The organism is Polaromonas sp. YR568, from assembly GCF_943369675.1.
GTDB lineage: Bacteria > Pseudomonadota > Gammaproteobacteria > Burkholderiales > Burkholderiaceae_C > Polaromonas.
Genome location: NZ_CALROB020000012.1, coordinates 38,583 through 64,469, shown reverse-complemented (window position 1 = coordinate 64,469; position 25,887 = coordinate 38,583). Strand labels below are relative to the sequence as shown.

The 25,887-nt window shown below is 63.0% G+C and carries 22 protein-coding genes; 13 read left to right on the top strand and 9 right to left on the bottom strand.

The window, feature by feature from the left end:
* Position 1 precedes the first annotated feature (1 nt).
* A complete protein-coding gene (gene coq7, locus ACLV8F_RS08670) occupies positions 2–631 on the bottom strand; it encodes a 2-polyprenyl-3-methyl-6-methoxy-1,4-benzoquinone monooxygenase (RefSeq protein ID WP_411883829.1) in 630 nt (209 codons plus the stop codon).
* A 109-nt stretch (positions 632–740) separates the two neighbouring features.
* Positions 741–2,006, bottom strand: coding sequence for a porin (locus tag ACLV8F_RS08665; RefSeq protein ID WP_411883828.1), 1,266 nt, complete (start codon positions 2,004–2,006; stop codon positions 741–743).
* A gap of 706 nt (positions 2,007–2,712) precedes the next feature.
* Between ACLV8F_RS08665 and ACLV8F_RS08660 the strand changes: the two genes are divergently transcribed.
* The 4 genes from ACLV8F_RS08660 (at position 2,713) to ACLV8F_RS08645 (ending at position 7,752) form a co-directional block, all read left to right on the top strand.
* A complete protein-coding gene (locus tag ACLV8F_RS08660) occupies positions 2,713–3,771 on the top strand; it encodes a porin (RefSeq protein WP_411883827.1) in 1,059 nt (352 codons plus the stop codon).
* 355 nt (positions 3,772–4,126) lie between these two features.
* Positions 4,127–5,290 carry a porin gene (locus tag ACLV8F_RS08655; protein WP_411883826.1) on the top strand — a complete coding sequence of 388 codons (1,164 nt, stop codon included), beginning with the start codon at positions 4,127–4,129 and terminating at the stop codon, positions 5,288–5,290.
* A 219-nt stretch (positions 5,291–5,509) separates the two neighbouring features.
* Positions 5,510–6,391 carry a DUF3047 domain-containing protein gene (locus ACLV8F_RS08650; protein ID WP_411883825.1) on the top strand — a complete coding sequence of 294 codons (882 nt, stop codon included), beginning with the start codon at positions 5,510–5,512 and terminating at the stop codon, positions 6,389–6,391.
* Positions 6,392–6,423: 32 nt separating this feature from the next.
* Positions 6,424–7,752, top strand: a complete 1,329-nt coding sequence (locus ACLV8F_RS08645) for a M20 aminoacylase family protein (RefSeq protein WP_411883824.1) — start codon at positions 6,424–6,426, stop codon at positions 7,750–7,752.
* 26 nt (positions 7,753–7,778) lie between these two features.
* Here the strand turns inward: ACLV8F_RS08645 and ACLV8F_RS08640 are convergent, their stop codons facing one another.
* Positions 7,779–8,624 carry a MurR/RpiR family transcriptional regulator gene (locus tag ACLV8F_RS08640; protein WP_411877460.1) on the bottom strand — a complete coding sequence of 282 codons (846 nt, stop codon included), beginning with the start codon at positions 8,622–8,624 and terminating at the stop codon, positions 7,779–7,781.
* A 111-nt stretch (positions 8,625–8,735) separates the two neighbouring features.
* Positions 8,736–10,217, bottom strand: a complete 1,482-nt coding sequence (gene zwf / locus ACLV8F_RS08635; RefSeq protein WP_411883823.1) for a glucose-6-phosphate dehydrogenase — start codon at positions 10,215–10,217, stop codon at positions 8,736–8,738.
* A 143-nt stretch (positions 10,218–10,360) separates the two neighbouring features.
* Here zwf and tal point away from each other — a divergent pair, with 143 nt between their 5' ends.
* The 3 genes from tal (at position 10,361) to ACLV8F_RS08620 (ending at position 13,809) form a co-directional block, all read left to right on the top strand.
* Positions 10,361–11,308, top strand: a complete 948-nt coding sequence (gene tal, locus ACLV8F_RS08630; protein WP_411883822.1) for a transaldolase — start codon at positions 10,361–10,363, stop codon at positions 11,306–11,308.
* A 3-nt stretch (positions 11,309–11,311) separates the two neighbouring features.
* On the top strand, positions 11,312–12,859 hold the full coding sequence (gene pgi, locus ACLV8F_RS08625; protein ID WP_411883821.1) for a glucose-6-phosphate isomerase: 1,548 nt from the start codon (positions 11,312–11,314) through the stop codon (positions 12,857–12,859).
* Between the two features lie 89 nt (positions 12,860–12,948).
* Positions 12,949–13,809, top strand: coding sequence for a DUF3047 domain-containing protein (locus ACLV8F_RS08620; protein WP_411883820.1), 861 nt, complete (start codon positions 12,949–12,951; stop codon positions 13,807–13,809).
* A gap of 43 nt (positions 13,810–13,852) precedes the next feature.
* Here the strand turns inward: ACLV8F_RS08620 and ACLV8F_RS08615 are convergent, their stop codons facing one another.
* Positions 13,853–14,521: an OmpW/AlkL family protein gene (locus ACLV8F_RS08615; RefSeq protein WP_411883819.1), complete on the bottom strand. Its 669-nt coding sequence runs from the start codon at positions 14,519–14,521 to the stop codon at positions 13,853–13,855.
* A 266-nt stretch (positions 14,522–14,787) separates the two neighbouring features.
* On the opposite strand from ACLV8F_RS08615, the gene ACLV8F_RS08610 reads away from it, so the two are divergent.
* The gene (locus tag ACLV8F_RS08610) at positions 14,788–15,147 is read left to right on the top strand and encodes a DUF805 domain-containing protein (protein WP_411883818.1); all 360 of its coding nucleotides are present in this window, start codon (positions 14,788–14,790) and stop codon (positions 15,145–15,147) included.
* Between the two features lie 54 nt (positions 15,148–15,201).
* Here the strand turns inward: ACLV8F_RS08610 and groL are convergent, their stop codons facing one another.
* The gene (gene groL / locus ACLV8F_RS08605; protein ID WP_411877453.1) at positions 15,202–16,854 is read right to left on the bottom strand and encodes a chaperonin GroEL; all 1,653 of its coding nucleotides are present in this window, start codon (positions 16,852–16,854) and stop codon (positions 15,202–15,204) included.
* Between the two features lie 48 nt (positions 16,855–16,902).
* Positions 16,903–17,193, bottom strand: a complete 291-nt coding sequence (locus ACLV8F_RS08600) for a co-chaperone GroES (RefSeq protein ID WP_007872916.1) — start codon at positions 17,191–17,193, stop codon at positions 16,903–16,905.
* Positions 17,194–17,627: 434 nt separating this feature from the next.
* On the opposite strand from ACLV8F_RS08600, the gene ACLV8F_RS08595 reads away from it, so the two are divergent.
* From ACLV8F_RS08595 to ACLV8F_RS08585, 3 genes are all read left to right on the top strand, one after another.
* Positions 17,628–19,130: an ATPase domain-containing protein gene (locus tag ACLV8F_RS08595; RefSeq protein WP_411883817.1), complete on the top strand. Its 1,503-nt coding sequence runs from the start codon at positions 17,628–17,630 to the stop codon at positions 19,128–19,130.
* A gap of 47 nt (positions 19,131–19,177) precedes the next feature.
* Complete coding sequence (locus ACLV8F_RS08590; protein WP_411883816.1) at positions 19,178–20,623, top strand: response regulator; 1,446 nt, start codon at positions 19,178–19,180, stop codon at positions 20,621–20,623.
* 362 nt (positions 20,624–20,985) lie between these two features.
* The gene (locus ACLV8F_RS08585; RefSeq protein ID WP_411883815.1) at positions 20,986–21,192 is read left to right on the top strand and encodes a hypothetical protein; all 207 of its coding nucleotides are present in this window, start codon (positions 20,986–20,988) and stop codon (positions 21,190–21,192) included.
* Here ACLV8F_RS08585 and ACLV8F_RS08580 read toward each other — a convergent pair.
* Both ACLV8F_RS08580 and metK read right to left on the bottom strand, forming a co-directional pair.
* Entirely contained in the window at positions 21,177–22,571 is a 1,395-nt protein-coding gene (locus ACLV8F_RS08580; protein WP_411883814.1) for a CHASE3 domain-containing protein, read from the bottom strand. The two genes, ACLV8F_RS08585 and ACLV8F_RS08580, sit on opposite strands and share 16 nt — an antisense overlap.
* A gap of 186 nt (positions 22,572–22,757) precedes the next feature.
* Positions 22,758–23,942 carry a methionine adenosyltransferase gene (gene metK / locus ACLV8F_RS08575; protein WP_411883813.1) on the bottom strand — a complete coding sequence of 395 codons (1,185 nt, stop codon included), beginning with the start codon at positions 23,940–23,942 and terminating at the stop codon, positions 22,758–22,760.
* A gap of 178 nt (positions 23,943–24,120) precedes the next feature.
* On the opposite strand from metK, the gene ACLV8F_RS08570 reads away from it, so the two are divergent.
* Together ACLV8F_RS08570 and ACLV8F_RS08565 are read left to right on the top strand one after the other, a co-directional pair.
* The gene (locus ACLV8F_RS08570) at positions 24,121–24,984 is read left to right on the top strand and encodes a lysophospholipid acyltransferase family protein (protein ID WP_411883812.1); all 864 of its coding nucleotides are present in this window, start codon (positions 24,121–24,123) and stop codon (positions 24,982–24,984) included.
* Positions 24,981–25,877 (top strand): lysophospholipid acyltransferase family protein, encoded by an 897-nt coding sequence (locus ACLV8F_RS08565; RefSeq protein ID WP_411883811.1) that lies wholly within the window; start codon positions 24,981–24,983, stop codon positions 25,875–25,877. Before ACLV8F_RS08570 ends, ACLV8F_RS08565 begins: the two co-directional genes overlap by 4 nt.
* Positions 25,878–25,887: the final 10 nt, after the last annotated feature.

Here is a 25,887-nt window from a genome sequence, read left to right as displayed (position 1 = left end):
CTCAGAGGTAATGCGCCGTCGTCGTCATGACGCGCGCTGCCGAGCGCATCAGCGCCTTGACGGGAGCCGGCAACTGCACGGCGCCGGCCTGTTCGGCCTCCCGCGCATGCAAGGCCTCATCGTCTTTCATCTGCGCCACGATGGCGCGCGATTCATGGTCGCCTTGCGGCAGGCGCTCCAGGTGGCCGGCCAGGTGCGCCTCGACCTGGCGCTCGGTCTCGACGACAAAACCCAGGCTCAGGCGGTCGCCCAGCCGGCTGGCCACCAGCCCCAGGCCGAAGGCACCGGCGTACCAGAGTGGATTGAGCAGCGAGGGGCGCGCGCCCAGCTCGTCCAGCCGGGCTTTGGTCCAGGCAAGGTGATCGCCTTCCTCGCGGCTGGCCTGCAGGAAATGCTCGCGCAGCGCCGGGTCGCGGGTGCCCAGCGCCTGCGCCGCGTACAGGGCCTGTGCACAGACTTCGCCCACATGGTTGACCCGCATCAGCGCGCCTGACAAGGCCTTGTCTTGCAGGGCGAGCTCGGTTTTTTCGCCGGGCACGGTGGGGCAGGTGCGGCTGGCATGCGGCGTGGCGAAGAGGGTGCGCAATGCGCCGTCGGCGGCATTGAGCACGGTGTCGAGTGCGGTGGTCATGCCGCCATGTTAGCGCCGCTTGCGCGCAATGGAGGCGCCCATGAAAAAAGCCTCCCGAAGGAGGCTTTGCTTTGCCAGAGGGCCCGGAGTGATCCGGGGCCTGCTGTGCTTAGAACGTGTGGCGAATGCCCAGGGCGAGGTTGGTGGAGCCGACGCCGGCGCTGGACGTCACGCCACCGAGGAAGCCGTTGCCGCCTGGAGCTGCCTGGCCAAGGCCTTTATTGCTAAACCGGGTCAATACAGCGTTCAGATTGGTCCGCTTGGACAGGGCGTAGGTGTAGGTGGCGCCGTAAGAGCTGGTGTCCGCATTGTTCGGACGCTTGTCGTCAAGACGGTTATAGGCCACAACCCAGGTGTGCGGGCCAGTGGTCATCCTGTAGCCGATATGTGCCAGATTGGCATCCTGCCGCAGCGCATTGGAGTAAGCGTTCGCCACAACGCCCGAGAATGCACCCGCCAGAGCAAAGCCCGGGCGTATGGCTTCGAGCAGATCCGGATTTTCATCCTTGATCGTGGCGTACTGGCCGTACAGCGTGCCGGGGCCAATATCAACTGTCCCGCCCAGAACATTGTTGGTCAGGGATTTCTGGCCGACGCGGTTGTTTTTCTCGTTGTGGCCAAAGCCAACCGAGAAACCGTTGCCCTTGTAGATGACCATGCCGCCGAAGAAGCGGCCGGCGGAATTGCCGGCGCCTGCGACTTCACCGGCGCCGTACATCAGCGCGGCCGTGACGCCACCGGCCTGGATGCCGTACTGGATCGTGTTGCTCAGGCGAATGTCAAAGGTCGGAGGAAAGCTGCCAACCTGGCCTGCGGCAAGGCTGGACTGGGTTTGCGATGCGTCAAAGGTTGCGCCTACCAGGTAGCCCGGCGTGTACTGGCGGCCCAGGGTAAAGGCGCCGACTGGCGTGATCAGGCCTGCAAATGCCTGCCGGTCAAACAAAGCGTTAGGCGAGATGTTGACGCCAACGCCTGCGCCGACATTGGCGGCAATTCCGGTGAACACGGGCTGCAGTGCAGCTTGTTGTCCTGCAGTAAGGGTCGGGACCAATAGATTGGCAAATACCATCCGGTCTGGAAGCTGCGTGCCCGAGGGTGGCGTATTTGACGTGCTGCCCGTGTCCAGCTCAAAACGGTTTTCGAGTGTGAAGATGGCCTTGTAGCCGCCGCCGATGTCTTCGGTGCCGCGAAGGCCGAAACGCGAACCTTCCATGATGCCGCTGGCGATATGGTTGGCCGTGCCGTTGCGCAGGCCGGTGACGCGGTTGTAGCCGCCATCAAGAAGGCCGTAGACGGTCACGGTGCTTTGCGCCATGGCGGCCGTGGTGGACAAAAGTCCCATGATCGCAGTTGCAACGAGGGTCAGTTTTTTCATGGAGTCTCCAGGAGTTGTAATTGATAAGGAAGCGGTCGATTGGCGGAAAAATTTGGCGCCTGTCTTTACCCTGCAGGCCGTCTTTGTGAAGGAAAGATTAATGGCGATGCCGTGAACCGTAAAGAGTGCCACTACGGGGGGTATCACTTTCGCGACAGGGGAAAACCCGAGGTTGTTGCCGCTAGGGCAAAGCCCGGAAAATCCCCGGGCAAGCACCCCGTTTCTTCCCCGTTCCCCTCTGGTGCAGTGATGCGTCCGCCTTGGCGGAGAATGGCCTGAAGGCGTTTGAGCAGGGTGTTGAACGTCGCTTAGGGCTTCATCTCTATTTTTTATGCCGCGTGGTACGAGAGCCACATCTGGAGGGTCTGAATCGCCGGAACTATCCATGTCCAGCGGTTCATTCAGGGATGTGCGCGAACCGGGATCACCGCAGCCATCAAGGTATGACCCATTGCGATGCACGGGTAAAAAATGCGCCATTTTGGTGTGTTTTGACGCACCGAATGGGTTTGCGGGCACCCCTAAAGCGCAGCCTTGGAGGCGGGTGTCGCTGGAGGCCAACACTTGGGTATGAATTTTGCTAATTGAACGGATAAGGGCTTGGTGCAGCCTGTGACAGTTTGGTTAAATCGAACCAGGGTCGATCGGACAGCCCTTTAAAAAGTGTTTCGCAATGTATGTTTCCCACCTTTTTGGAGATTTCGAAATGATGAAAAAAAGCCTAGTTGCTTTGGCCGTGCTGGCCGTTTCCGGCATCGCTTCCGCGCAGTCCACCGTGACCATTTACGGTCTCGTGGACGCTTGGGTTGGTACCGTGAAGGACAACAACCTCAGCCAGTCCGGCGTGAACGTTGCGCATCCTTTTTCCGGTAGCGGCGGCGGCCTGCAGACCAGCCGTTTCGGCTTGAAGGGCACCGAGGATCTCGGTGGCGGCCTGAAAGCCAACTTCCTGCTGGAAGCCGGCTTTGACCCCAGCACCGGCGTTGCCAACAGCTACACCAACCCCTTCACGAACGCAACCTCCAACGCGATCTTTGGACGCCAGTCCTGGGTCGGCCTTTCTGGCGGCTTCGGTGAACTGAAACTCGGCAAAATGTGGACCCCATACGACATGGTCAAGGGTTCCGGTTCCGCCAACTTCGACTCGCTGCTGTTCGCGCCTTCCACCAGCGTCTGGTCCAGCAACAGCTACCAGGATCGTCCCGGCAATTCGATCTACTACGAAACCCCGAATTTCGGCGGTTTCTCGGCTGCTGCGATGTACAGCTTTGGTGAGAACAAGACCACCGCTGTCAGCGCCGGCAAAATCGCCAGCATGAACGTCGCTTACGCGAACGGCCCCATCGGCGCATCCCTGGCTTACCAGACCGAAAAAGCCAACGGCAATGCCACGTCGATCAAGTACACGCAGTTGAACGGTTCCTATGACTTCGGCGTGGTCAAGCTGCTCGGCGCATACGGCAACGTGAAGAACGGCACCACCCCCATCACCGGTGTGGCAGCGGACAAGACGAAGGAATACCAGATCGGCCTGGACTTCCCCGTCTCCAGCACCTTCACGCTGTCCGGCGGTTATGCCCGCTCCAAGAGCACCCTGCTGGGTGGCGTTCCTGACCTGAAGCGCACCGGCTACGGTATCGCAGGCCTGTACGCCCTGTCCAAGCGTTCGAACCTGTACGCAGGTGTCCAGACCGGCAAGGAAACCGGCGGCGCGACCGAGCGCAAGACCAGCACCTACGGCGTTGGCATTCGCCACACGTTCTGATCCAGGGTTGATCTGAACCCCGCGTGTGCGGGTTTTTCCTAAGAAGCCGCTTCATTGAAGCGGCTTTTTTCATGAGGTCGACTGAGGCGAAGTTGGAAAACCGGATTCTGGCAATAGGGACTTCCCGATGTTTGCGAGCGTTGTTTCTTTTCCACGTGTTGTCTTCCTCTGTGGCTTGATCACAACGGGTTGGTGGTTTTTTTGGGCATTCCTTTGCGCATTGAAGCCCAGTCTGGTGCAATAGAGCCAACTTCCCGAAAGGGGGTTGGCCCGGGTCTCTGGTGGAGCCGCAAAGACGCAAGTCCGACGTAGCCCCCGTGCCGGAGCCCTATGTTTAACCTTGGAGAAACTCTCAATGAAAAAGACCCTTATCGCTTTGGCCGCACTCGGCGCGATGGCTGGTGCAGCACAAGCTCAGTCGACCGTGACCATTTACGGTTTGCTCGACGCCAACATCGGCAGCTACAAGACCAACCAGGTCAATGCTGCTGCAACGGCCATCTCCGGCATCAGCCAGTCCAAAATTGACTCTGGCGGCCTGAACGGTTCGCGTTGGGGCATTCGCCTCAAAGAAGACATCGGTGGCGGCATGTCCGTTGTCGGTAACCTCGAAAGCGGTTTCAGCATCGATACCGGCGCTCAAGGTCAAGGCGCACTGTTCGGCCGTCGTGCCAACGTGGGTATTTCCAGCGGCTTTGGTACTGTGACCCTGGGTCGCAACTCCAGCTCCTACGATGACGTGTCTGCTGACCACGCCATGATGGGCGCTACCCTGTTCGATCCTTCGAACACCAACAACGGCTTCACCACCGCTCAAGCTGGCGCCATCGGCACCCTGGCTGGCAATGCTGTGCTGCTGAACCACGGTGTCAACGGCTCTGGCGCTCACGTGACCTGGGTTGGTTTCAACACCCGTTTCAACAACAGCGTCAAGTACGTCTCGCCTAACTTCGGTGGTTTCACCGGTTCGTTCATGTACGCCTTCGGCGAAGACAAGACGACCACTGTTGGCGCAAGCAACTCGACGTCCGCCAACCTGCGTTACGCCAATGGTCCTCTGCTGATTTCCGGCGGTTACCAGTCTGAAGGCGCTACCCGCACCGCAACGGCCAAGCCTGCTCTGACCAACACGCTGTTGAACGTTTCCTATGACTTCGGCGTTGCCAAGGTCGGCTTCGGTGCCAACCGCGCCAAGTTCAAGGACGTCACCACGACCTTCCGTACTGGTGTTGCCCATGAACTGGCAGCACAAAAAGAGTACAGCTTGAGCGTTGCAGTGCCTCTGGGCGCGACGACCCTGAGCGCTGGTTATGCACGTTCCAAGGGTGACGATCTGGGTTCCAGCACCGGCTGGGGCGTCCAGGCTCTGTACTCTTTGAGCAAGCGCACGACCCTGTACGTCGGCGGCGTGAGCACGAAGAACTACGAAAACGTGGCTGCCAACACCATGGTGATCGCTCCTACCAGCAACATCACCCGTACCACCACGTACGCAGCTGGCATTCGCCACACGTTCTAATTTGAAGCTGGCCTGACGCCAGTTTCTTATGAAGATCTAAAAGCCGCCCCGGGGAAACCCGAGGCGGCTTTTTTTTATGGGTTGAATGAGTGCGCCATAAATTCCACGGATTCTGAAACTTTTGTGCTTGAGCCGCGTTAAAACTGTCAGGCCTTCTTTGTCTGCCCGCTGCTTACAGATCACAAAAGTATGTTGTCGTCGCCCCCAGCTTGCTTTCTCATGACACTATCGCTGCATTACTTTTCCTTGAGATCGCTTCGTAGCTTGACGGCTGTCGCTTGCGTGACCGTGCTTGCGGCTTGTGCCGGAGTAGGTTCTTCCGCGCCCGCAGCCAGCCAGGACGTGAACTGGACTTCAACGTCGCCTGCCAACCCAAACTCGGATCTCCCTTCAAAGCCGGACATTATTACTTGGCAGCATTGCGCCTTCCCGGGTAAAAAATCCACACGCTATCGCGCTGTGCGGCTGGACGGACGCGATGCGGTCCTCAGCGAATCAGACAGCGCCGCCAGCATGCTGCGGCAGCAGCTTCGAGTCGAGCCTTCAGATCTGGGCAAACTCGGTTTCTCCTGGAAGGTGCCAAAGATGATCTCAGGCGCCGACATGACACAGCGCGATGGTGACGACTCCCCGGTGCGCGTGGTGCTCGCTTTCGAAGGCGACCGCTCGAAGTTCTCTGCCAAAAACGCCATGCTGTCGGAACTGGCGCTGGCTCTGACGGGTGAGCCGCTGCCGTACGCCACCCTCATGTACGTGTGGGGCAGCCACAGTGCGCCGGAGAGCGTGCTCATCAATACCCGTACCGACCGGATCCGCAAGGTGGTGATTGAATCCGGGCCCGCGCGGCTTGACCACTGGCTGGATTACGAGCGCGACATTCGCGCCGACTATGAAAAGGCTTTCGGCGAGGCGCCCGGAGCGCTGGTCGGCATTGCCATCATGACAGACAGCGACAACACCCGGCAAAAGACCAAGGCCTGGTACGGGCCGCTTCGCTTGCAGAGCAAGCCGATGCCTGACGCCGCCGGCCCGGCGATGACTGCGGTATCGGTGAAGCTCTCGCAAAGTCCCGTGTTTGCGCCGCCATCCCTTCAAGACTAATATTTAACCTCCTGACTCGGGACCTCACTGACATGCGCGCTCCGGCAACCCTTCCAAGTGCCTCATCCCTCCAACCGGCCGAGACGGTAGACACCGCCGACAGCCGGGACCGCCCGCCCCAATTGCGCGCCACCGGCCGTGCCTTTGCACAGATCGTGCAGTACCACCCCGAGCTGACCGCCTTCCGCCGCGATCTTCACGCCCATCCCGAACTCGGCTTTGAAGAGGTCTACACCTCCAGCCGCGTCGTGCATGCGCTCAAGCTTTGCGGGGTCGACGAAGTGCACACCGGCATCGGCAAGACCGGCGTGGTGGCCGTCATCAAGGGCCAGCAGTCCGGCAAGCCGGGTGCAAGGCCCATGGTCGGCTTGCGTGCCGACATGGACGCGCTGCCCATGACCGAGCACAACGAATTCGGCTGGAAGTCCTCCAAAGCCGGACTGATGCACGGCTGCGGCCACGACGGCCATACCACCATGCTGGTGGGCGCCGCCCGCTACCTGGCCGAGACGCGCAACTTCGCCGGCGATGCCGTGCTGGTGTTCCAGCCCGCGGAAGAAGGGCGCGGCGGGGCCGACGCGATGATCAAGGACGGCCTGTTCGAGCGCTTTCCCGTGCAATCGATTTACGCCATGCACAACTGGCCCGCCATGCGGCCCGGCACCATTGGCATCAATCCCGGCCCCATGATGGCTGCGGCCGACCGCATCACCATCGAGGTCACCGGCAAGGGCGGCCATGGCGCGCATGCTTACCTGACCGTGGATCCCGTGCTGGTGTCTGCTCACATCATCACTGCGGTGCAGAGCATCGTGTCGCGCAACGTCAAGGCCATGGACAACGCGGTGGTCAGCATTTGCGCCGTCAGGGCGGGCGAGTTGGGCGCCATGAGTGTGGTGCCAGAAACCGCTACGCTGGTGGGCACCGTGCGCACTTTCAAGCCCGAAGTGCAGGACCTGGTCGAGCGGCGCCTCAAGGAATTGTGCGCGGCGGTAGCGCAAGGATTTGGCGCCACGGCCACCGTCAAGTACGAACGCATCTACCCGGCCACCATCAATTCGCCGGCCGAATACGCGCTGGCCACCGCCGTGGCGGACCAGCTCGTGGGCGCGGAAAACGTCGTGAGCAACCTCGAACCCAGCATGGGCTCGGAAGATTTCTCCTTCATGCTGCGCGTCAAGCCGGGCGCCTACCTGCGCCTGGGCCAGGGCGAACAATTGCCCGACGGCAAAGGCGGCACCACGGGCGGCGTGGGCAGCCGCTTCCTGCACAACAGCTGCTACGACTTCAACGACAGCGTGCTGCCGCTGGGTTCGGCGCTGTTCGCCGGCATCGTGGAGCGTTCGCTGCCGCTGGCCTGATACCGCGCGGCGCCGGCGCTACCGCCTCATGCGTAGCGCTTGTTGCGCAGGTTGTTCTTCATTTCCTTGAGCAGCGGCTGCAGCTTGCTGCCGATGCGCAGCGCCACGCAGGTCGCCAGGATGTCGATGATCATCAGGTGCATCAAGCGCGACACCATGGGGCTGTAGCGGTCGTAACCCTCGGGGTGGTCGGCCGCCAGGTGGATGTTGCCGGCCGCCGCCAGCGGCGAGCCGGTGACGGTGATGACGATGGTGGTGGCGCCGTTCTTGCGCGCGATGTCGCAGGCGTCCATCAGGTCGCGCGTGCGGCCCGAGTTCGAGATCACCACCACGCAATCCCCCGGGCCCAATAGCGATGCGCTCATGACCTGCATGTGGCCGTCGCTGTAGGCGATGCTGGTGATGCCCAGGCGGAAAAACTTGTGCTGCGCGTCCTGCGCCACGATGCCCGAATTGCCGACACCGAAAAACTCGATGCGCCTGCCGGTGTTGTAGGTCGCCAGCAGCGCGTCGGCGGCCCTTTCCACGGCCACGGAGCTCGCGTCGTTGCGGTACTTCAAAAAGGCCGCCACCGTGTTGTCGATCACCTTGACCATCACGTCGCCGGTCTTGTCATCGGCATCCACGCTGCGATGAATGAAAGGTACGCCCTCACTGACGCTGCCCGCCAGCTTGAGCTTGAAGTCCGACAGGCCGTCGTAACCCATGCTGCGGCAAAAGCGCACAACAGTGGGTTTGCTCACATGCGAACGGCTGGCCAACTCGGTGATCGGCAAATTGGCAAAGGCACGCGGATCGGCCAGTACGAGCCGACCCACGCGCTGTTCGGCAGGCGCGAGAGAGGGCAGGGAGGCTTTAATGCGATCAAGCATGGCACGATGTCTTTCCCAACCAGCAGGGGCCGCGGGACTGGCTTTGCCAGACCGCAGGCGTAGCGGCCCCCTCGGGGGGCAGCGAACCACACGCAGTGGGGAGCGTGGGGGCTAACATTCTTCTGACCAGCAATAGCCGTCGCGGGCAATCATCGCGCTCGCCGCACTCGGCCCCCAGCTACCGGCGGCATAAGACCGCGGCGCGCCGGAATCATTGCTCCAGCTGTCCAGGATGGGCTCGACCCAGCGCCAGGCTTCTTCCTGCTCGTCGCTGCGCACAAAGAGGTTGAGCCGCCCATCGAGCACGTCCAGCAGTAGCCGTTCGTAAGCGCCCACTCGCTCGGAGCCGAAACGCTTGTCGAAATCCAGGTCCAGCTGCACCGGCGCCAGCGAGGGCGTGCCGCGCGCGTGGTGGTTGCCGGAACGCTGGTCGGCGCCCTGCGCCAGCAAGTGCAGTTCCAGGCCGTCCTTGGGCTGCAGGTTGATCACCAGCCGGTTGGCCACATTGGAGCCGGCCATCGATGTCTTGAAAATCGCATGCGGCGCCGGCCGGAAATTGACCTCGATGTGCGCGTCGCGGCCTGCCAGTCGTTTGCCGGTCCGTATATAAAACGGCACGCCGGCCCAGCGCCAGTTGGCGATCTCGGTGCGCAGGGCGACAAAGGTTTCAGTCCGGCTGTCGGGCGCCACGCCTTTTTCATCGCGGTAGCCGGGTACGGGCTCGCCGTCTATGGTGCCGGCCGCGTACTGGCCGCGCACCACGTGCTGGCCCAGCGTCTCCGGCGTCCAGGGTTTCAGCGAGCGCAGCACCTTGAGCTTTTCGTCGCGGATGGCGTCGGCGTGTGAATTGATGGGCGGCTCCATGCCGATGGCGCACAGCAGCTGCAGCGCGTGGTTTTGCACCATGTCGCGCAGCGCGCCCGTGCTGTCATAGAAGGCGCCGCGTTTTTCCACGCCCAGGTCTTCGGCGATGGTGATCTGGATGTTGGCGATGGTTTCGCGGCGCCACAGTGGCTCGAACAGCGAATTGCCGAAGCGCAGCGCGAACAAATTCTGCACCGAAGGCTTGCCCAGGTAGTGGTCGATGCGAAAGATCTGCTGCTCGCTGAGCACGCTGCGCACGGTCTTGTTGATGGCGCGGTTGGAGGCCAGGTCGTGGCCCAGCGGTTTTTCCAGCACCACGCGCGTCTGCGGGCCGTTCAGTCCGGCGGCGGCGATCTGCTCGCACACCGTGGTGAACAGGCTGGGGGCAGTCGCCACATACATCACCACCACGTCGGCGGGCCGCTGCTGCAGCCGCGCGGCGAGCCCGGCGTAGTCGGCCGGGTTGGACAAATCCATGCGCAGGTAACCGAGCAGCGCGGCAAAGCGCGAGAACTCCTCCTCGCTCGGGCGCTTGGCCAGCTCAACGTTGTCGAAGCGCGATTTGATCAGCGCGCGGTATTGCTCGTCCGACAAATCGTCGCGCGCCACACCCACGATGCGCCCGCCTTCCGGCAACGAACCATGGCGAAAAGCCTGGAACAGGGCCGGCATGATCTTGCGCCACACCAGGTCGCCGGTGCCGCCAAACAGGATGAGGTCAAAGCTCATGGTAAAAAAGTGTCTTGGTAATTAAGTTTCACATTCTATGGGCATAATGGTAACTCGACCCTGAACCCGCGAGATGCACGCCTCCAGGTGCTCCACGGTGTTTCATCCGGACCACTTTCGCGTTTTCCCCCAGCATCTCCGCCATGACCCAACTTGACGCCCTCAAACAGTTCACCACCGTGGTCGCCGACACCGGTGATTTCAAGCAACTGGGGCAGTTCAAGCCGCAGGACGCCACCACCAACCCTTCGCTGATCCTCAAGGCGGTGCAAAAGGCCGACTACCAGCCCTTGCTCAAAGACACGGTCGCGCGCTTCAAGGGCCGGCAGCTTGACGAGATCATGGACCGCCTGCTGGTGCGCTTCGGCTGTGAAATCCTCTCCATCATCCCGGGCCGTGTTTCGACCGAAGTCGACGCCCGCCTGAGCTTTGACGCCACTGCCACCTATACCCGCGGCGAACGCATCGTCGAGCTCTACCAGGCCGAAGGCATCCATATCGACCGAGTGCTGATCAAAGTGGCCGCGACCTGGGAGGGCATACAGGCGGCCGAAAAGCTTGAGCAGCGAGGCATCCACACCAACCTCACGCTGCTGTTCTCCTTCGCCCAGGCGGTCGCGTGCGGCCAGGCGAAGGTGCAGCTGATTTCGCCCTTCGTCGGCCGCATTTACGACTGGTACAAAAAATCGGCCGGCGCGGCCTGGGACGAAGCCGCCATGGCCGGCGCCAACGATCCCGGCGTGAAGTCGGTGCGCGAGATCTACAACCACTACAAACACTTCGGCATTGCCACCGAGGTGATGGGCGCGAGCTTTCGCAACGTGGGCCAGATCACCGCACTGGCCGGCTGCGACCTGCTGACCATCAGCCCCGAACTGCTGGCCCAGCTCGCGGCGTCCGATGCGCCGCTGTCGCGTGCACTCGATGCCAAGGCGGCCGCCGCGCTGGACCTTCCCGCCGTCAATTACGACGAGGCCGGTTTCCGCTACGCGCTCAATGAAGACGCCATGGCCACCGAAAAGCTGGCCGAAGGCATACGCGCATTTGCGGCCGACGCCGTGAAGCTCGAGCAACTGATGTTGGCGGCCTGAGGCATGGCCGTCCAGCCCCGCCTCCGTTGCGACCGCACGCCAGCCTGGGCCGCGTTGCAGGCCTGTTTCGACGCCCAGGGAAAGTCCTTTGACCTGCGCCAGGCCTTTGCGGCCGACGCCGGGCGCTTTGCGCACTTCAGCCAGGAAGCGCCACACCTCTTCGCCGACCTTTCCAAAAACCTGATCGACAGTACCAGCGAAGCCCTGCTGTTTGACCTGGCCGCGCAATGCCGGCTTGAACAGCACCGCGACGCCATGTTTGCCGGCGAACTGATCAACAACACCGAACAGCGCGCCGTGATGCACTTCCTGCTGCGGAGCCCGGCCGCCGGCGGCATGAGCGGCGACCTTGCGCGCGTGCATGAAGCGCTGGATGCCATGCTGGCCTATGCGGAGCAACTGCGCGCCGACACGGCGATCACCGACATCGTCAACATCGGCATAGGCGGCTCCGACCTGGGCCCGCAGATGGCGGTGCTGGCACTCGATGAATTCGCCATGCCCGGCAAGCGCTTTCACTTCGTCTCCAACGTCGACGGCGGCGAACTGGCCGGCGTGCTGCGGGGGCTCAAGCCGCAGAGCACGCTGTTCCTGGTCGCGTCCAAGACCTTCACCACCACCGAAACCATGACCAACGCGCACTCGGCGCGGCGCTGGTTCGAGGCGCAAGGCGGCACGGACGTCGCCCGGCATTTCGCGGCGCTCACGACCAACGTCTCGGCGGCGAATGCCTTCGGCATCACCACGACTTTCGGTTTCTGGGACTGGGTGGGCGGGCGCTATTCGCTCTGGTCGGCCATCGGTTTGCCGATTGCCATCGCCATAGGCGCGGCGGGCTTTCGCGAAATGCTGGCCGGCGCGCATGCGATGGACGAACACTTTCGCACGACGCCGCCGGCGCGCAACCTGCCGGTGCGCCTGGGCCTGCTCGATGTCTGGTACCGCAATTTCTACGGCTTCAGCAGCCGCAGCATCGCGCCTTACAGCAGTGCCTTGCGGCGCCTGCCCGCGTATCTGCAGCAGCTTGAAATGGAAAGCAACGGCAAGCGTGTCGATGCCGAGGGCCAGGCCTTGCCGTTCGCCACTTCCCCGGTGCTATGGGGCGAGCCCGGCACCAACGGCCAGCACGCTTACTTCCAGATGCTGCACCAGGGCAGTTCGGTGGTGCCGGTGGAGTTTGTCGCCGTCAGGCAGGCCGGGCACAGCCTGGCTGGCCATCACGCGACCCTGCTGGCCAATGTGCTGGCGCAGGCGCAGGCGCTGATGCAGGGCAAGGAAGACGCGGGCGGCCACAAACATTTCCCCGGCAACCGGCCCAGCACCTTTTTGCTGCTGGAGCGGCTCACGCCCGCCAGCCTGGGCGCGTTGGTCGCGCTGCAGGAGCACCGGGTGTTCGTCAGCGGTGCGATTTGGGGCATCAACAGCTTTGACCAGTGGGGCGTCGAACTCGGCAAGGTGCTGGCCAGAGACATAGAGCCGCGCCTGCAAAGTACCGATGTGTCCGGCCTTGACGGCTCGACGGCCGGCCTGCTGCGCAAAATTACCGGCTGATCCGCGCAACACTGTGCGTTTTTCCATTGCGGGGCCGCGCGCTTCCGTGGTCAACTTGCCGCTTCGCCGATTTTCGATGGCTTCGCACCATGTCTTCATTTCTTCCGTCTTGCCGGTTTTCCCCTCGTTTCACGATCGCCGTCGCCGCGCTCCTCGCGGCAGCCCTGGTCACCGGCTGCGCAACACACCCGCCCGCCGATGACGATGCCGACATCGACGAGCCGGTCAGCCAGGGCGGAACGCTGGGCCCGGCCGAAGGGGTGACGGGCACCGCCTGGGCCGAGATGTCGGCGCCGCCCAAAACCGGTGGCCTCAACCCTGACGACCTCCAGTGGGAGATATTCCGCGTGCCCGGCAAGCAGCCGGCCAGCTACAGCTATGTGCGCCATGAAGGCCGCGACGCGGTGCTCGCGAAGGTGGAGGCCTCCGGCAGCATCCTGCGCCATCGCCACCGCATCGAGCCGGAGCAACTCGGCCTCGTGCGCTTTTCCTGGAACGTGCCGAACGCGGGTGCCGGCACCAACCTCACGCTGCCGCAGCTCGACGATGTACCGGTACGCGTGGTGCTCGCATTCGAAGGCGACCGCTCGCGGCTGTCGATGAAAAACGCCATGCTGTCGGAGTTGAGCCGCTTGCTGACGGGCGAAGAGATGCCGTTCGCAACACTGGTGTATTCTTGGTCCCGGGTCAACCAGCCCGGCGAAGTCGTCGTCAACGACCGCACCGACCGCATCCGCAAGATCGTCGTCGACTCGGGCGACCACGGTTACAACGAGTGGCGCAGCTACGAGCGCGACATCCGTGCCGACTACCGCCAGGCTTTCGGCGAAGATCCGGGCGCCTTGCTGAGCGTCGCCGTCTTCACCGAAGGTGAAAAGAACGAAGGCCAGCTGCAGGCCTTCTATGGGCCGCTCAAGCTGGTCCCCGCTTCGGCCGTCGCGCGCAAGTAGCGCCGCGTTGGCGGGATGGTCCGCCGCCGTCAGCGCGCCCAGGCTAAAACCGGTAGCCCAACTGCACCGTAAAGCAGTTCGGGTCCAGCCCCACGTCAATCGTCTGGCCCGTGCTCAGCGTGCCGCGGGTCTTCAGCAGCGTCTTGGTGTAGCTGCCTTCCAGAAACCATTTGTCATTGAGCCTGTAGACGCCGCCCACCTGGAACGACGGTGCCAGCTTTGACTGGAAGGACACGCCGGTGGGCGGGCCGCCGGGGTTGGTGAGCGCCGTCAGCAGGTTGCTGCCCTGCTCGTTGTAAAACCTCACGTACGACAGGCCGGCGCCCAGGTAAGGCCGGAACCTGGCCTCGGCCTCGAAAAAACGGTACTGGGCGATCAGCGTGATCGGCAAGGCCTTGGTTTCGGCCACCTTGCCGAAGCCCGCCAGCACGCCGTCGCCGGTGACGTCATGCCGGAAACCCAGGCCCAGCGGCAGGTGCAGGTTGAGGTGGTCGGTGGCCATGTAGTTCACCGCGCCCGTCACCCGCGTGTCGTTGCCGACCCCCACGCGCACATTCGGCATGCTGCCTGTGAGGCTGCCGCTGTCCACGGACGGCTTGATATAGGTGACCCCGGCCGACAGCGACCAGCTGCCGGCTTGCTGCGCAAACAAGGGGGTGGCGGATGCGGCCAGGACGGCCGCGGCAATCAGGTGTTTTCTGGGAAAAATCATGGGAGCAGTGCGGGGATGTGGCTGGTTGACCGTATGAGGTGTTAGGGGGTTCATCCAGTAAATCGGTGAAATGTCATGGTAGCGGCAAGCGTCCGGTCATGGTGCATCCGGGGCGGTTTTAGGGGGAAAGGGTGAAGCGCGGGCGCAACGGCTTTGCCAAATGAAAACGTTCTTCGTACAAACTTGCGATAGCGCCTGCGGGAGGCGCCGCTTATGATGCGACGGGGAATACACCCTGTCTACACCTTGTGAGGAGGATCATCGCCATGAATTTCGGCCAAGCCATTTCCACCTGTTTTTCCAAATACGTCACTTTTACCGGGCGCGCATCGCGGCCGGAATTCTGGTGGTTTTTCCTGTTCCAGGTGATCGTCCTGGGCGTCACCGGCATGGTCAGCAGCATCCTGTACGGCATCGCCGCCCTGGCACTGTTGCTGCCGGCCATCGCGGTCGGCGTGCGGCGCCTGCATGACATCGGCAAGACCGGCTGGCTGCTGCTGATCGGCCTGATCCCGCTGGTCAACCTGCTGCTGCTGTACTGGTGCGTGCAGCCTTCGGAAGGCCCGAACCAGTATGACGAAGGCGCCGCACCCGCGGCGCCTGCCGGCACACCCGGCGAGCAATAAAAAAAGGGCCGCGAAAGCGGCCCTTTTTGATGGAGCGAGAAGCTCAGGCAGGCATTACATGCCCATGTCGCCCATGCCGCCCATTCCACCCATGCCGCCTGGCATGCCGCCGCCGGCGCCGGACTCTTCCTTCGGAGCTTCGGCGATCATGGCTTCGGTCGTCAGCATCAGGGATGCGACGGAGGCTGCGTTCTGCAGCGCGGTGCGGGTGACCTTGGTGGGGTCCAGGATACCCATTTCGATCATGTCGCCGTAGGTGTCGTTGGCTGCATTGAAGCCATAGTTACCCTTGCCGGCCAGCACGGCGTTCACCACCACAGAGGCTTCGCCGCCTGCGTTGTAAACGATTTCGCGCAGGGGAGCTTCGATGGCGCGCAGCACCAGCTTGATACCGGCATCCTGGTCCGGGTTGTCGCCGGCGATCTTGCCTGCGGCTTGCTTGGCGCGCAGCAGGGCCACGCCGCCACCGGCCACAATGCCTTCTTCCACGGCAGCGCGGGTCGCGTGCAGTGCGTCTTCCACGCGGGCCTTCTTTTCCTTCATTTCGACTTCGGTGGCAGCGCCGACCTTGATCACGGCAACACCGCCGGCCAGCTTGGCCACGCGCTCTTGCAGTTTTTCGCGGTCGTAGTCGCTGGTCGCTTCTTCGATCTGGACACGGACTTGCTTGACGCGTGCTTCGATGTCGGCAGCGGCGCCGGAACCGTCGATGATGATGGTGTTTTCCTTGCCCACTTCGATGCGCTTGGCCTGGCCGAGGTCGGCCAGCGTCACTTTTTCAAGCGACATGCCGACTTCTTCAGCGATGACCTTGCCGCCGGTCAGGCAGGCGATGTCTTCCAGCATGGCTTTGCGGCGGTCGCCGAAGCCGGGGGCCTTCACAGCCACAACCTTCAGGATGCCGCGCAGGGTGTTCACCACCAGAGTTGCCAGGGCTTCGCCCTCGACTTCTTCGGCAATGATCAGCAGCGGACGGCCGGCCTTGGCGACTTGCTCCAGGGTGGGCAGCAGGTCGCGGATGTTGCTGATCTTCTTGTCGTAGAGCAGCACAAAGGGGTTGTCCAGCAGTGCGGACTGCTTTTCAGGGTTGTTGATGAAGTAAGGGGAGAGGTAGCCGCGGTCGAACTGCATGCCTTCGACGACGTCGAGTTCGTTTTGCAGGGACTTGCCGTCTTCCACGGTGATCACGCCTTCTTTACCAACTTTGTCCATCGCGTCGGCAATGATCTTGCCGATGGATTCGTCGGAGTTGGCCGAGATCGAGCCGACCTGGGCGATTTCCTTGGAAGTCGTGGTGGGCTTGGAAGCTTTCTTCAGCTCTTCGGTCAGGGCCAGCACGGCCTTGTCGATACCGCGCTTCAGGTCCATCGGGTTCATGCCGGCGGCCACGTACTTCATGCCTTCGCGGACGATGGCTTGTGCCAGAACGGTGGCGGTGGTGGTGCCGTCGCCGGCGTTGTCGGAGGTCTTGGAAGCGACTTCCTTGACCATCTGCGCGCCCATGTTCTGCAGCTTGTCCTTCAGTTCGATTTCCTTGGCGACGGACACACCGTCCTTGGTCACCGTGGGGGCGCCGAACGAGCGCTCCAGAACCACGTTACGGCCTTTGGGGCCCAGGGTTACCTTGACCGCGTTGGCCAGGATGTTCACACCCTCGACCATGCGTGCGCGGGCTTCGCCGCCGAAAATGACGTCTTTTGCTGCCATGTTTAATTCTCCAGATTCAGTTAATAAGGGGTTCGGGGCGGCGAAGAATTACTTCTCAACCACTGCAAACAAATCTTCTTCTTTCATGACGAGCAGTTCGTCGCCGTCGACCTTGACGGTCTGGCCGCTGTATTTGCCGAACAGGACGCGGTCGCCCACTTTGACGCCCACGGGGCTCAGTTCGCCCTTGTCGTTCTTCTTGCCGGGGCCAACGGCCAGCACTTCGCCTTGATCAGGCTTTTCAGCGGCGCTGTCAGGAATGACGATGCCGGAAGCGGTTTTGGTTTCGTTTTCCACGCGTTTGACGATCACGCGGTCGTGCAAAGGACGAAGTTTCATGAGAGCTCCTTGTTTGAGAACAATGGTTTGGGGAATCAAAAAACATCCACCTGAAAGTGGGTGCTTGTTAACTTTGGCGATTGGCGAGGCTTGTTAGCACTCAATACCATCGAGTGCTAATCATAGGGGCAATCTGGCCTCATTTCAAGGCAACGCTGCCTGAAAACTGCTGTTTTGCTGGTTTTATCGCTCGCGAAGGTATTGCCAGGGCGGACGCGGGCGTCGAGGCTTCGCTGAACCGGGGTGAAGGCCGTAGCGCACTGCTAAATGGGGGCTTGTCCTACACGCAACTCAGGCGCCGAAAACCCTGGATTCCCCAGCCCGCTGGCTAATATTTATCCAGGTGTTACAAGCCGCTTCGTTCTTTGACGGGGTGTAGCGGATTGTGCTTTTCAGGCCTTGTTGGCCCACAACCGCATCAGTTTTAAATAACCATGAGCCCTAACCCACCTCCTGCGACGAATTTCCTGTCAACCGGCATCCCCGGCCTGGACAACATCCTGAGCGGAGGCCTGCTGAAGGACCGCATCTATCTGATTGAAGGTGAGCCGGGCACCGGCAAGACCACCACCGGCCTGCAGTTCCTGGTGGAAGGCGCCAAGCGGGGCGAATCCGTCGTCTACATCACGCTGGCAGAGACGGCCGCCGAACTCGAAGGCGTGGCCGAATCCCACGGCTGGGGCCTGGACGGCATCCTTATCCATGAAGTGTTGCCTTCCGAAAACCTGCTGACGCCGGAGGCGGAATACACCATGTTCCATCCGTCGGAGGTGGAAATGGGCACGACCACGCAGATGATCCTGTCGGTGATTGAAAAGTACAAACCGACCCGTGTGGTGATCGACTCCCTGTCTGAACTGCAACTGCTGGCCGACACGCCTTTGCGCTATCGCCGCCAGGTGCTGGCGCTCAAGCAGTTCTTCGCCAGCCGGTCCTGCACCGTGATGCTGCTGGATGATCGCACCGCCGCCGGCATAGACCTTCAGGTGCGCAGCATCGCCCATGGCGTGATCACGCTTGAGCAGTCGGTGAAGGATTACGGCGCCGAGCGGCGGCGCATTCGCGTGGTGAAATACCGCGGGGTTGCGTTTCGCGGCGGCATGCATGATTACGACATCCAGTACGGCGGCCTGTGCGTGTACCCGCGCCTGGTCGCGTCCGAATCGCGCGTGATGGGAAAGCGTGAACAGCTCAAAAGCGGCCTGGGCGACCTCGATACGCTCCTCGGAGGCGGCCTGGAAGAAGGCACCAGCACCCTGATTGCCGGGCCGCCCGGCACCGGCAAGTCGTCGCTGGCGGCCCAGTTTGTCACGGCCGCGGCGGAGCGCGGGCAGACCAGCGCCATGTTCCTGTTCGAAGAGGCCGCCAATAATTTGCTGAACCGCGCCGACGGGCTGGGCATGAAGATCCGCGAGCCCTACGAAACCGGCACGCTGAGCATCCAGCAAATTGACCCGGCCGAGCTATCCCCGGGGGAGTTTGCGTCCGTGGTGTGCCAGGCCGCCGACCGCGGCTGCAAAGTCATCGTCATCGACAGCATCAACGGCTACCTCAATGCCATGCCGGACGAGCGTTTTTTGACCACGCATTTGCACGAGCTGCTGACTTACCTGGGCCAGCGCGGCGTCGTGACCATCCTGGTGGGCGTGCAGCAGGGCATGCTGGGCGGCCAGATGTCCACCACGGTGGACGCCAGCTACCTCGCGGACAACGTGCTCATGCTGCGTTACTTCGAGCACGACGGCGAGGTCAAGCAGGCCGTGTCGGTCTTCAAGAAGCGCGGCAGCCTGCACGAACGCACCATCCGCCAGTTTTCGATGTCGCGAAAGGGCATCCACGTGGGCGCGCCGCTGCGCGGCTTCCGCGGCATCCTGACGGGAGTGCCTGTGTATACCGGCAGTGATCCCGAGGTGGGTGCGGCCCGCGGAGGGCAATAGTGGAGCGGCGCATCGTCATCTGCGCGCCGACCGGGCGGGATGCCGCCTTGACCGCCAAAGTGCTCCAGTCCGTGGGGATCCACAGCATCGTCTGCGCGAACAGCGAAGAACTCATGGTGCAGCTGTCGCAGGGCGCCGGCGCCCTGCTGCTGGTAGAGGAGGTGGTCAGCGGCACGGGCATGCGGCCGCTGGCCGAGTATGTGGCCTCACAGCCGACCTGGTCGGACATTCCGATTTTGCTGCTGACCCGCAGCGGCGCCGATTCCCTGGACGTGCAGCGGGCCGTGGAACACCTGGGCAACGTGACGCTGGTGGAGCGGCCGGTGCGCACCATCGCGCTGATCACCGCCACGCGCTCGGCCGTGCGGGCGCGCGAACGGCAATACCAGGTGCGCGATGCAGACAAACGCAAGGACGAGTTCCTGGCCACGCTGGCGCACGAGCTGCGCAACCCGCTGGCGCCCATACGCACGTCCATGGGCATCCTCAAGCACCTTCATCCCGATTCGGGCCAGGTCACGCGGGTGCGTAATGTGGTGGACAGGCAGGTGACCCACTTGACGCGGCTGGTGGACGACCTGCTGGACGTGGCCCGCATCACCAGCGGCAAGGTGATGCTGAAAAAAGGGCGGATCACCCTGCAGTCGGTGATCAACCATGCGGTGGAAATCTCCGGTTCGGCGATGGAAAGCAAGCAGCACCGGCTGGACGTGCAGCAGCCCGACGCGCCGCACGTGCTGGATGCCGACCATGCCCGCCTGGTGCAGAGCGTTGCCAACCTGCTGGTCAATGCCGCCAAATTCACCCCTGCCGGCGGGTATATCGTGCTGCGCGCCGACGTCGCGGGCCCGGTGGTGACGTTTCGTGTGAGGGACAACGGCATCGGGCTGGAGGCGCCCTCGCTGGCGAAGATATTCGACCTGTTCGCCCAGACCCCCGTGCCGGGCGAGGCGCCTACCGGCCTGGGAATCGGCCTGAGCCTGGCCAGGCAGTTTGCCGAGATGCACGGCGGCACGCTCCACGCCTTCAGCGAAGGCCTGGGCAAAGGAAGCGAGTTCGTGCTGGCCATGCCGGTGGTGCTGGAAGGCGAGCAGCCTGAATCACCCGCGCCGCTTGCCGATGCCAGCCCGGCGGGAAATGCCAAAAAAATCCTGGTGGTGGACGACAACGTGGACGCGGCCAATACGCTGGAAGCCTTGCTGGGCATGGACGGGTTTGCGGTCACCACGGCCTACGACGGCCTTGCCGCCGTGGCCGCCGTTGCGGCGGGCAGGCCGGACGTGGTGGTGATGGACATCGGCATGCCCGGCATGAACGGCTACGACGCGGCGCGCCTGATCCGCCAGCAGCCGGGCAATGAAAAAATCGTCCTCATTGCCCTCACGGGATGGGGCCAGTCGACCGACAAAAACCGCGCCAGCCTGGCGGGGTTTGACCACCATCTGGTCAAGCCGGTGGACTATGACAGGCTGATGTCCTGCCTTGCGGGTTAGGGGAAATAAGGAGGGTACGGGCTGATTCGGGCTTGTCCTACACAGATTTCCTATCCCGCCGACGCGTCACGGCCGCAGGCGACCCTAAAGTCAAAACCCAGTTACTCCAAGCCTTGAAGGCCTCGACATGTTTCTAGACAGCTTCCCCCTGCAAACACCTGAAAATCGGGCCGTGCGGCCGCAGCGAGAGCCCGCTGCCGTAGAGGCGGCAAAGTCCCGTGGTGTCTGGCCTTTTATCGTGGCGGACAAGGGCTTGGTTGTTCCGAACACGCACGGGACGGGCGCCTCTGAATTGCCCGCGCCTGCTCTCCCGGCATCCGGCGGTTTTGTCACCTGATCGATTTGCACGAAAAGGAGACGGTATGAGCCAGAAAATCACCAAGGGCGGCAAGAATGACGCGGATGGCGGCATGAAAGCGCCGAAGGCCGGGCCCGGCAAGGACTCCGCCGGCGAATATGGTCGGGAAGGCACCAACAAGACCATTCCCCAGCCCAAGGCCGACAACGCGCCTTCAGAGGAATTAGGGAATACGCCGCACGTCGGGAAAACGCCTTACACGCGCGGCTGAGGCAACTCGTCAGGGGAGGTCAGCGCGGCTTGCGGCGCGGTTTTACGCAGCACGGTCAAAGGCAAGGTGGCAGAAATGGTGGTGCCGTCTACCGAGACAATGTCAAGACGGCCGCCGGAGGCCTCCACCCGGTGGCGCATGCCCTGCAGGCCGTGGCTGGAGGATTGCACCGCCTGCGGATCAAAGCCCCGGCCGTCATCGTGAACAGTCACCAGGATGTAGTCTTTGTAGCCCAGCAGGTTGATTTCCACATTCCTGGCTTCCGCATACCGCGCGATATTGGTCAGTGACTCCTGCACCAGGCGGTACACCGTCAGCTGGACGGTTTCGTCCACTTCAGCCGGCTCCAGGTTGGCGACGATGTTCAGGCCCGAACGCTGGCCGAATTCGCGTGTCAGTATTTCCAGGGCCGGCACCAGGCCCAGGTTGGACAGCGACGAGGGGCGAAGGTCTTCAATGATGCGGCGCTTCAGGGCGATGCCGCTGTTCAGCGTTTCAATCAAATGTTCAATGCGCGCGTGCAGGTCGCCGGCATCGGCGGCTATCCTGGCCTTGATGCGCGCGACATCAAGCTTGGCCGCGGTGAGCAGCGAGCCGAGTTCGTCGTGGAGTTCGCGCGCCAGGTGGCCGCGTTCTTCTTCCCGCACCTGCTGCAGGTGCGTCGCCAGTTCGGCCAGGCGGGTGGTGCGTTCCCTGACCTGGACGTCCAGCAGGTCGCGCTCGGCCTGCAGCGCAAGCTGCTGGCGCTGGCCGGCCTGGTTCAGGGCGGCAGTCTGGCGCAGGTACAGCCAGAAAGCCACGAAGGCGACGGCGGCCACCAGGGTGATGCCTATGCGGGTGAGCAGCAGGGAGCGGCGCACTTCCGCGTAGCCATGGGCTGTTTGCTGGTCGGTCTCGCTGACCAGTTGGCCGGCGCTGCTGCGGATGACGTCCATTTGCTCCCGGCCCACCTCCGTCGTCAGCACAAAGCGCCAGGCATCCTCCTTGCCTTCGTTTTTCATGCGGATGGACAGGTCCATCTCGGCCAGCTTGCGCTGCACCGTGCGTCCCAGCCGCGCCAGGGTGCCGATCTGCCCGCTTCGTGTGGCGAACAGTTCGCGCAACTGGTCCTGCGTCTGGCCGATATCGGCGATGGCGGCTTTGTAGGGCTCCAGGTACATGGTGTCGCCCGTCAGCAGGTAGCCGCGCTGCCCGGTTTCCGCATCCAGCACGTCGCGCAACAGCCGCTGCACATGGCCGCGCGCGAGCTGTGCTTGCGCCACGTCGTCCATGGCATCCATGGAGTTGTCATACGACAACTCGCTGATGCCGATCAAGGTGAAAAAAGCGAACAAGGCGCAGGCGATGTTGACGGCCATTTTTCGGGTGGTGCTTCGCATGGGTGCTTTCTTGTGAAGTGCTCGAAAAGGCGCCACCGATTGGGCGCAAACCTGCTGAAAATTGTAGACGCCGACTCCTCGGCAAGGCATAAAAAAAGCCACCCGAAGGTGGCTTTATGTTGCCGGTACTTGGCGGGCTGCGGCGTAGGACGCTGCGCTTTCGTCTGCCGCGCTTTGCTCGTAGCCTTACAGGCCGGCTGCCGCCTTAAGTGCTGCGGCTTTATCCGTACGTTCCCACGTGAATTCCGGTTCGTCGCGGCCGAAGTGGCCGTAGGCTGCCGTTTTTTCGTAGATGGGGCGCAGCAGGTCCAGCATCTGGATGATGCCCTTGGGGCGCAGGTCGAAGTGTTCGTTGACCAGGGCCGAGAGCTTTTCATCGGACAGCACGCCGGTGCCTTCGGTGTAGATCGTCACGTTCATGGGCTTGGCCACGCCGATGGCATAAGCGACCTGGATCTGGCACTGGCGGGCGAGGCCGGCCGCCACGATGTTCTTGGCGACGTAACGGGCTGCGTAAGCGGCCGAGCGGTCCACCTTGCTGGGGTCCTTGCCGCTGAAGGCGCCGCCGCCGTGCGGACAGGCGCCGCCGTAGGTGTCGACGATGATCTTGCGGCCGGTCAGGCCGCAATCGCCTTGCGGGCCGCCGATGACGAAGCGGCCGGTGGGGTTGATCAGGTACTTGGTGTCCTTGGTCAGCATGCCCTTGGGCAGCACCGGCTTGATGATTTCTTCAATGACGGCTTCGATGAAGGAGGCCTTCATCTTGTGCGCGGTCTCGCTCTGGTCGGGGCTGTGCTGTGTCGACAGCACCACGGTGTCTATGCTGTGCGGCTTGCCGTCCACATAGCGCATGGTGACCTGGCTCTTCGCGTCGGGGCGCAGGAAAGGCAGGCGGCCGTCCTTGCGCAGCTGGGCCTGGCGCTCGACGAGGCGGTGCGCGTAATAAATCGGCGCGGGCATCAGTTCGGGCGTTTCGTCGCAGGCGTAGCCGAACATCAGGCCCTGGTCGCCGGCGCCTATGTTCAGGTGGTCGTCGCTGGCGTGGTCCACGCCCTGGGCGATGTCGTTGGACTGCTTGTCGTAGCAGACCATCACGGCGCAACCCTTGTAGTCGATGCCGTATTCGGTGTTGTCGTAGCCGATGCGCTTGATGGTGTCGCGCGCGACCTGGATGTAGTCGACATGCGCGTTGGTGGTGATTTCACCGGCCAGCACGACCAGGCCGGTGTTGGTCAGGGTCTCGGCGGCGACGCGGCTGCGCGGGTCCTGCTTGAAAATCGCGTCGAGAATCGCGTCGGAAATCTGGTCCGCGACCTTGTCGGGATGGCCTTCGGAGACGGATTCGGAAGTAAAGAGAAAATCGTTCGCCATTGCGTACACTCCATGAAGTTTGTCGGCGCGTTGCCGGCTGGGGTGCTTCGGCGAACGCTTTAGCAGTTTGGTTTAATGTCGCCCTGCAAGTTGTTCAGTAACTCGGCGACAGCGCTCATTATATGACGGTCGTTTTTGCGCCGGTTTGGCCCCTCAATACCCCTTTTTTGCTTCATCGATGCCCTGGTTGTTCCGTTTCTTCGCCCTCTGGCCGCTGGCCGCCCTGCACGCTTTGGGCGGTGCATTGGGCTGGCTGGTCTGGGGTTTGAGCCCGCGATACCGCGCGCAATTCCGCGCCCATGTGGCGCAGGCCGGCCTGCCGTTTGAGCGGGCCCGCCCGGCCATTGCCGAGGCCGGGCGTTTCATCGCCGAACTGCCCAAGCTGTGGATGAGGCCCGCGTCGGAGTCCTGCCTGGGCAATGTGCGGGTGGAGGGCCAGGCCAATGCCGAGAGCGCTTTCGCACAAGGCCGCGGCGTGATTTTTTTCGGCCCCCACTGCGGCAGTTTCGAACTGGGCCCACAGGCGCTGGCCGAGCTTTACGGCCCCATCACCGCCATCTACCGGCCCGCGCGCAAGGCCTGGCTGGCGCGGCTGGAACGGCTGGCGCGCGACCGCGCCAACCTCACGGTGGTGCCGGCGTCCCTGAGCGGCATACGCCTGATGCACAAGACCCTCAAGGCCAACCAGGCTGTTGCGCTGCTGACCGACCAGGTGCCGCCGGAAGGGCTGGGTGTCTGGGCGCCGTTTTTCGGCAAGCCGGCCTACACCATGACACTCGCGGCGCGGCTGGCCCTGCAAAGCGGCGCAGTGCTGCTGCCGGTGAGCTGCGAACGCCTGGCACACGGCAAGGGCTATTTCCTCAAGATATGGCCGGCCGTCGAAGGGGTAGAGCCCGCCGATTCCGGCAAGCCGCGCGCCGACCTGCTGCAGGCCGTGACCCGGATCAACCGCTCCATCGAAGCCATCGTGCTGAGCCAGCCCGGCCAGTACCTGTGGGGCTACGCGCGCTACAAGACACCACGCAAGGAAGCACCGCTTTGAAGACTGCGCGCCAGATCGCCGGCCGGCTTGTGACCCGCGGCGGCATCCTCTTTATGCAATTGCTGGCCCTGCTGCCGCTGTCGTGGACACGCGGGCTGGGCGTGCTGCTCGGCTGGGTGCTCTATGCCGTGGTGGGCGCGCGGCGCCGGGTGGTGGACACCAATCTCACCCTTTGCTTTCCGGGGCTTTCCGCGGCTGGGCGGCGACGGCTGAACGTGCAGACTTTTGTCTACTTCGCCCAGGCCTGGCTGGACCGCGCCTGGCTATGGCATGCGCCCAAGGCCTGGGTGCAGCGCCGCGTGCATTTGACGGGCGCGGTCGAGGAACTGGCAGGCAACGCGCCGACGGTGATTTTCCTGCCGCATTTTGTCGGCCTGGACGCGGCATGGACGGCCGTGGCGCTGCAGATGCCGCGGCCCTCCACCACGATTTACACCGACCAGTCCAACAAGCTGGTGGACCGCTGGATACTGCGCGGGCGGCGGCGCTTCGGCAATTTGCGGCTGTTCGGCCGCGCGGCGGGCGTCAAGCCCATCGTGGCCGCGCTCCGTGAAGGCCAGCCGCTGTATTTGCTGCCCGATATGGACTTCGGCCCCGACGACTCCGTGTTCGTGCCTTTTTTCGGCATGCCGACCGCCACCGTGCCTTCGCTCTCGCGCTTCGCCAAACTGGGCCGCGCCAAGGTGCTGCCGCTGCTGCCACGCATCACCCCCACGGGCTACGAGGTGCAGGTGCTGCCGGCATGGGCTGACTTCCCCAGCGAAGATGCGGTGGCCGACACCGCGCTCATGAATGCGCGGCTGGGCGAGTACATCAAAGCCATGCCGGCGCAGTACTACTGGGTGCACAAGCGCTTCAAGACCCGGCCTGAAGGCGAGCCCTCGCTGTATTGAGCGGGGCCGT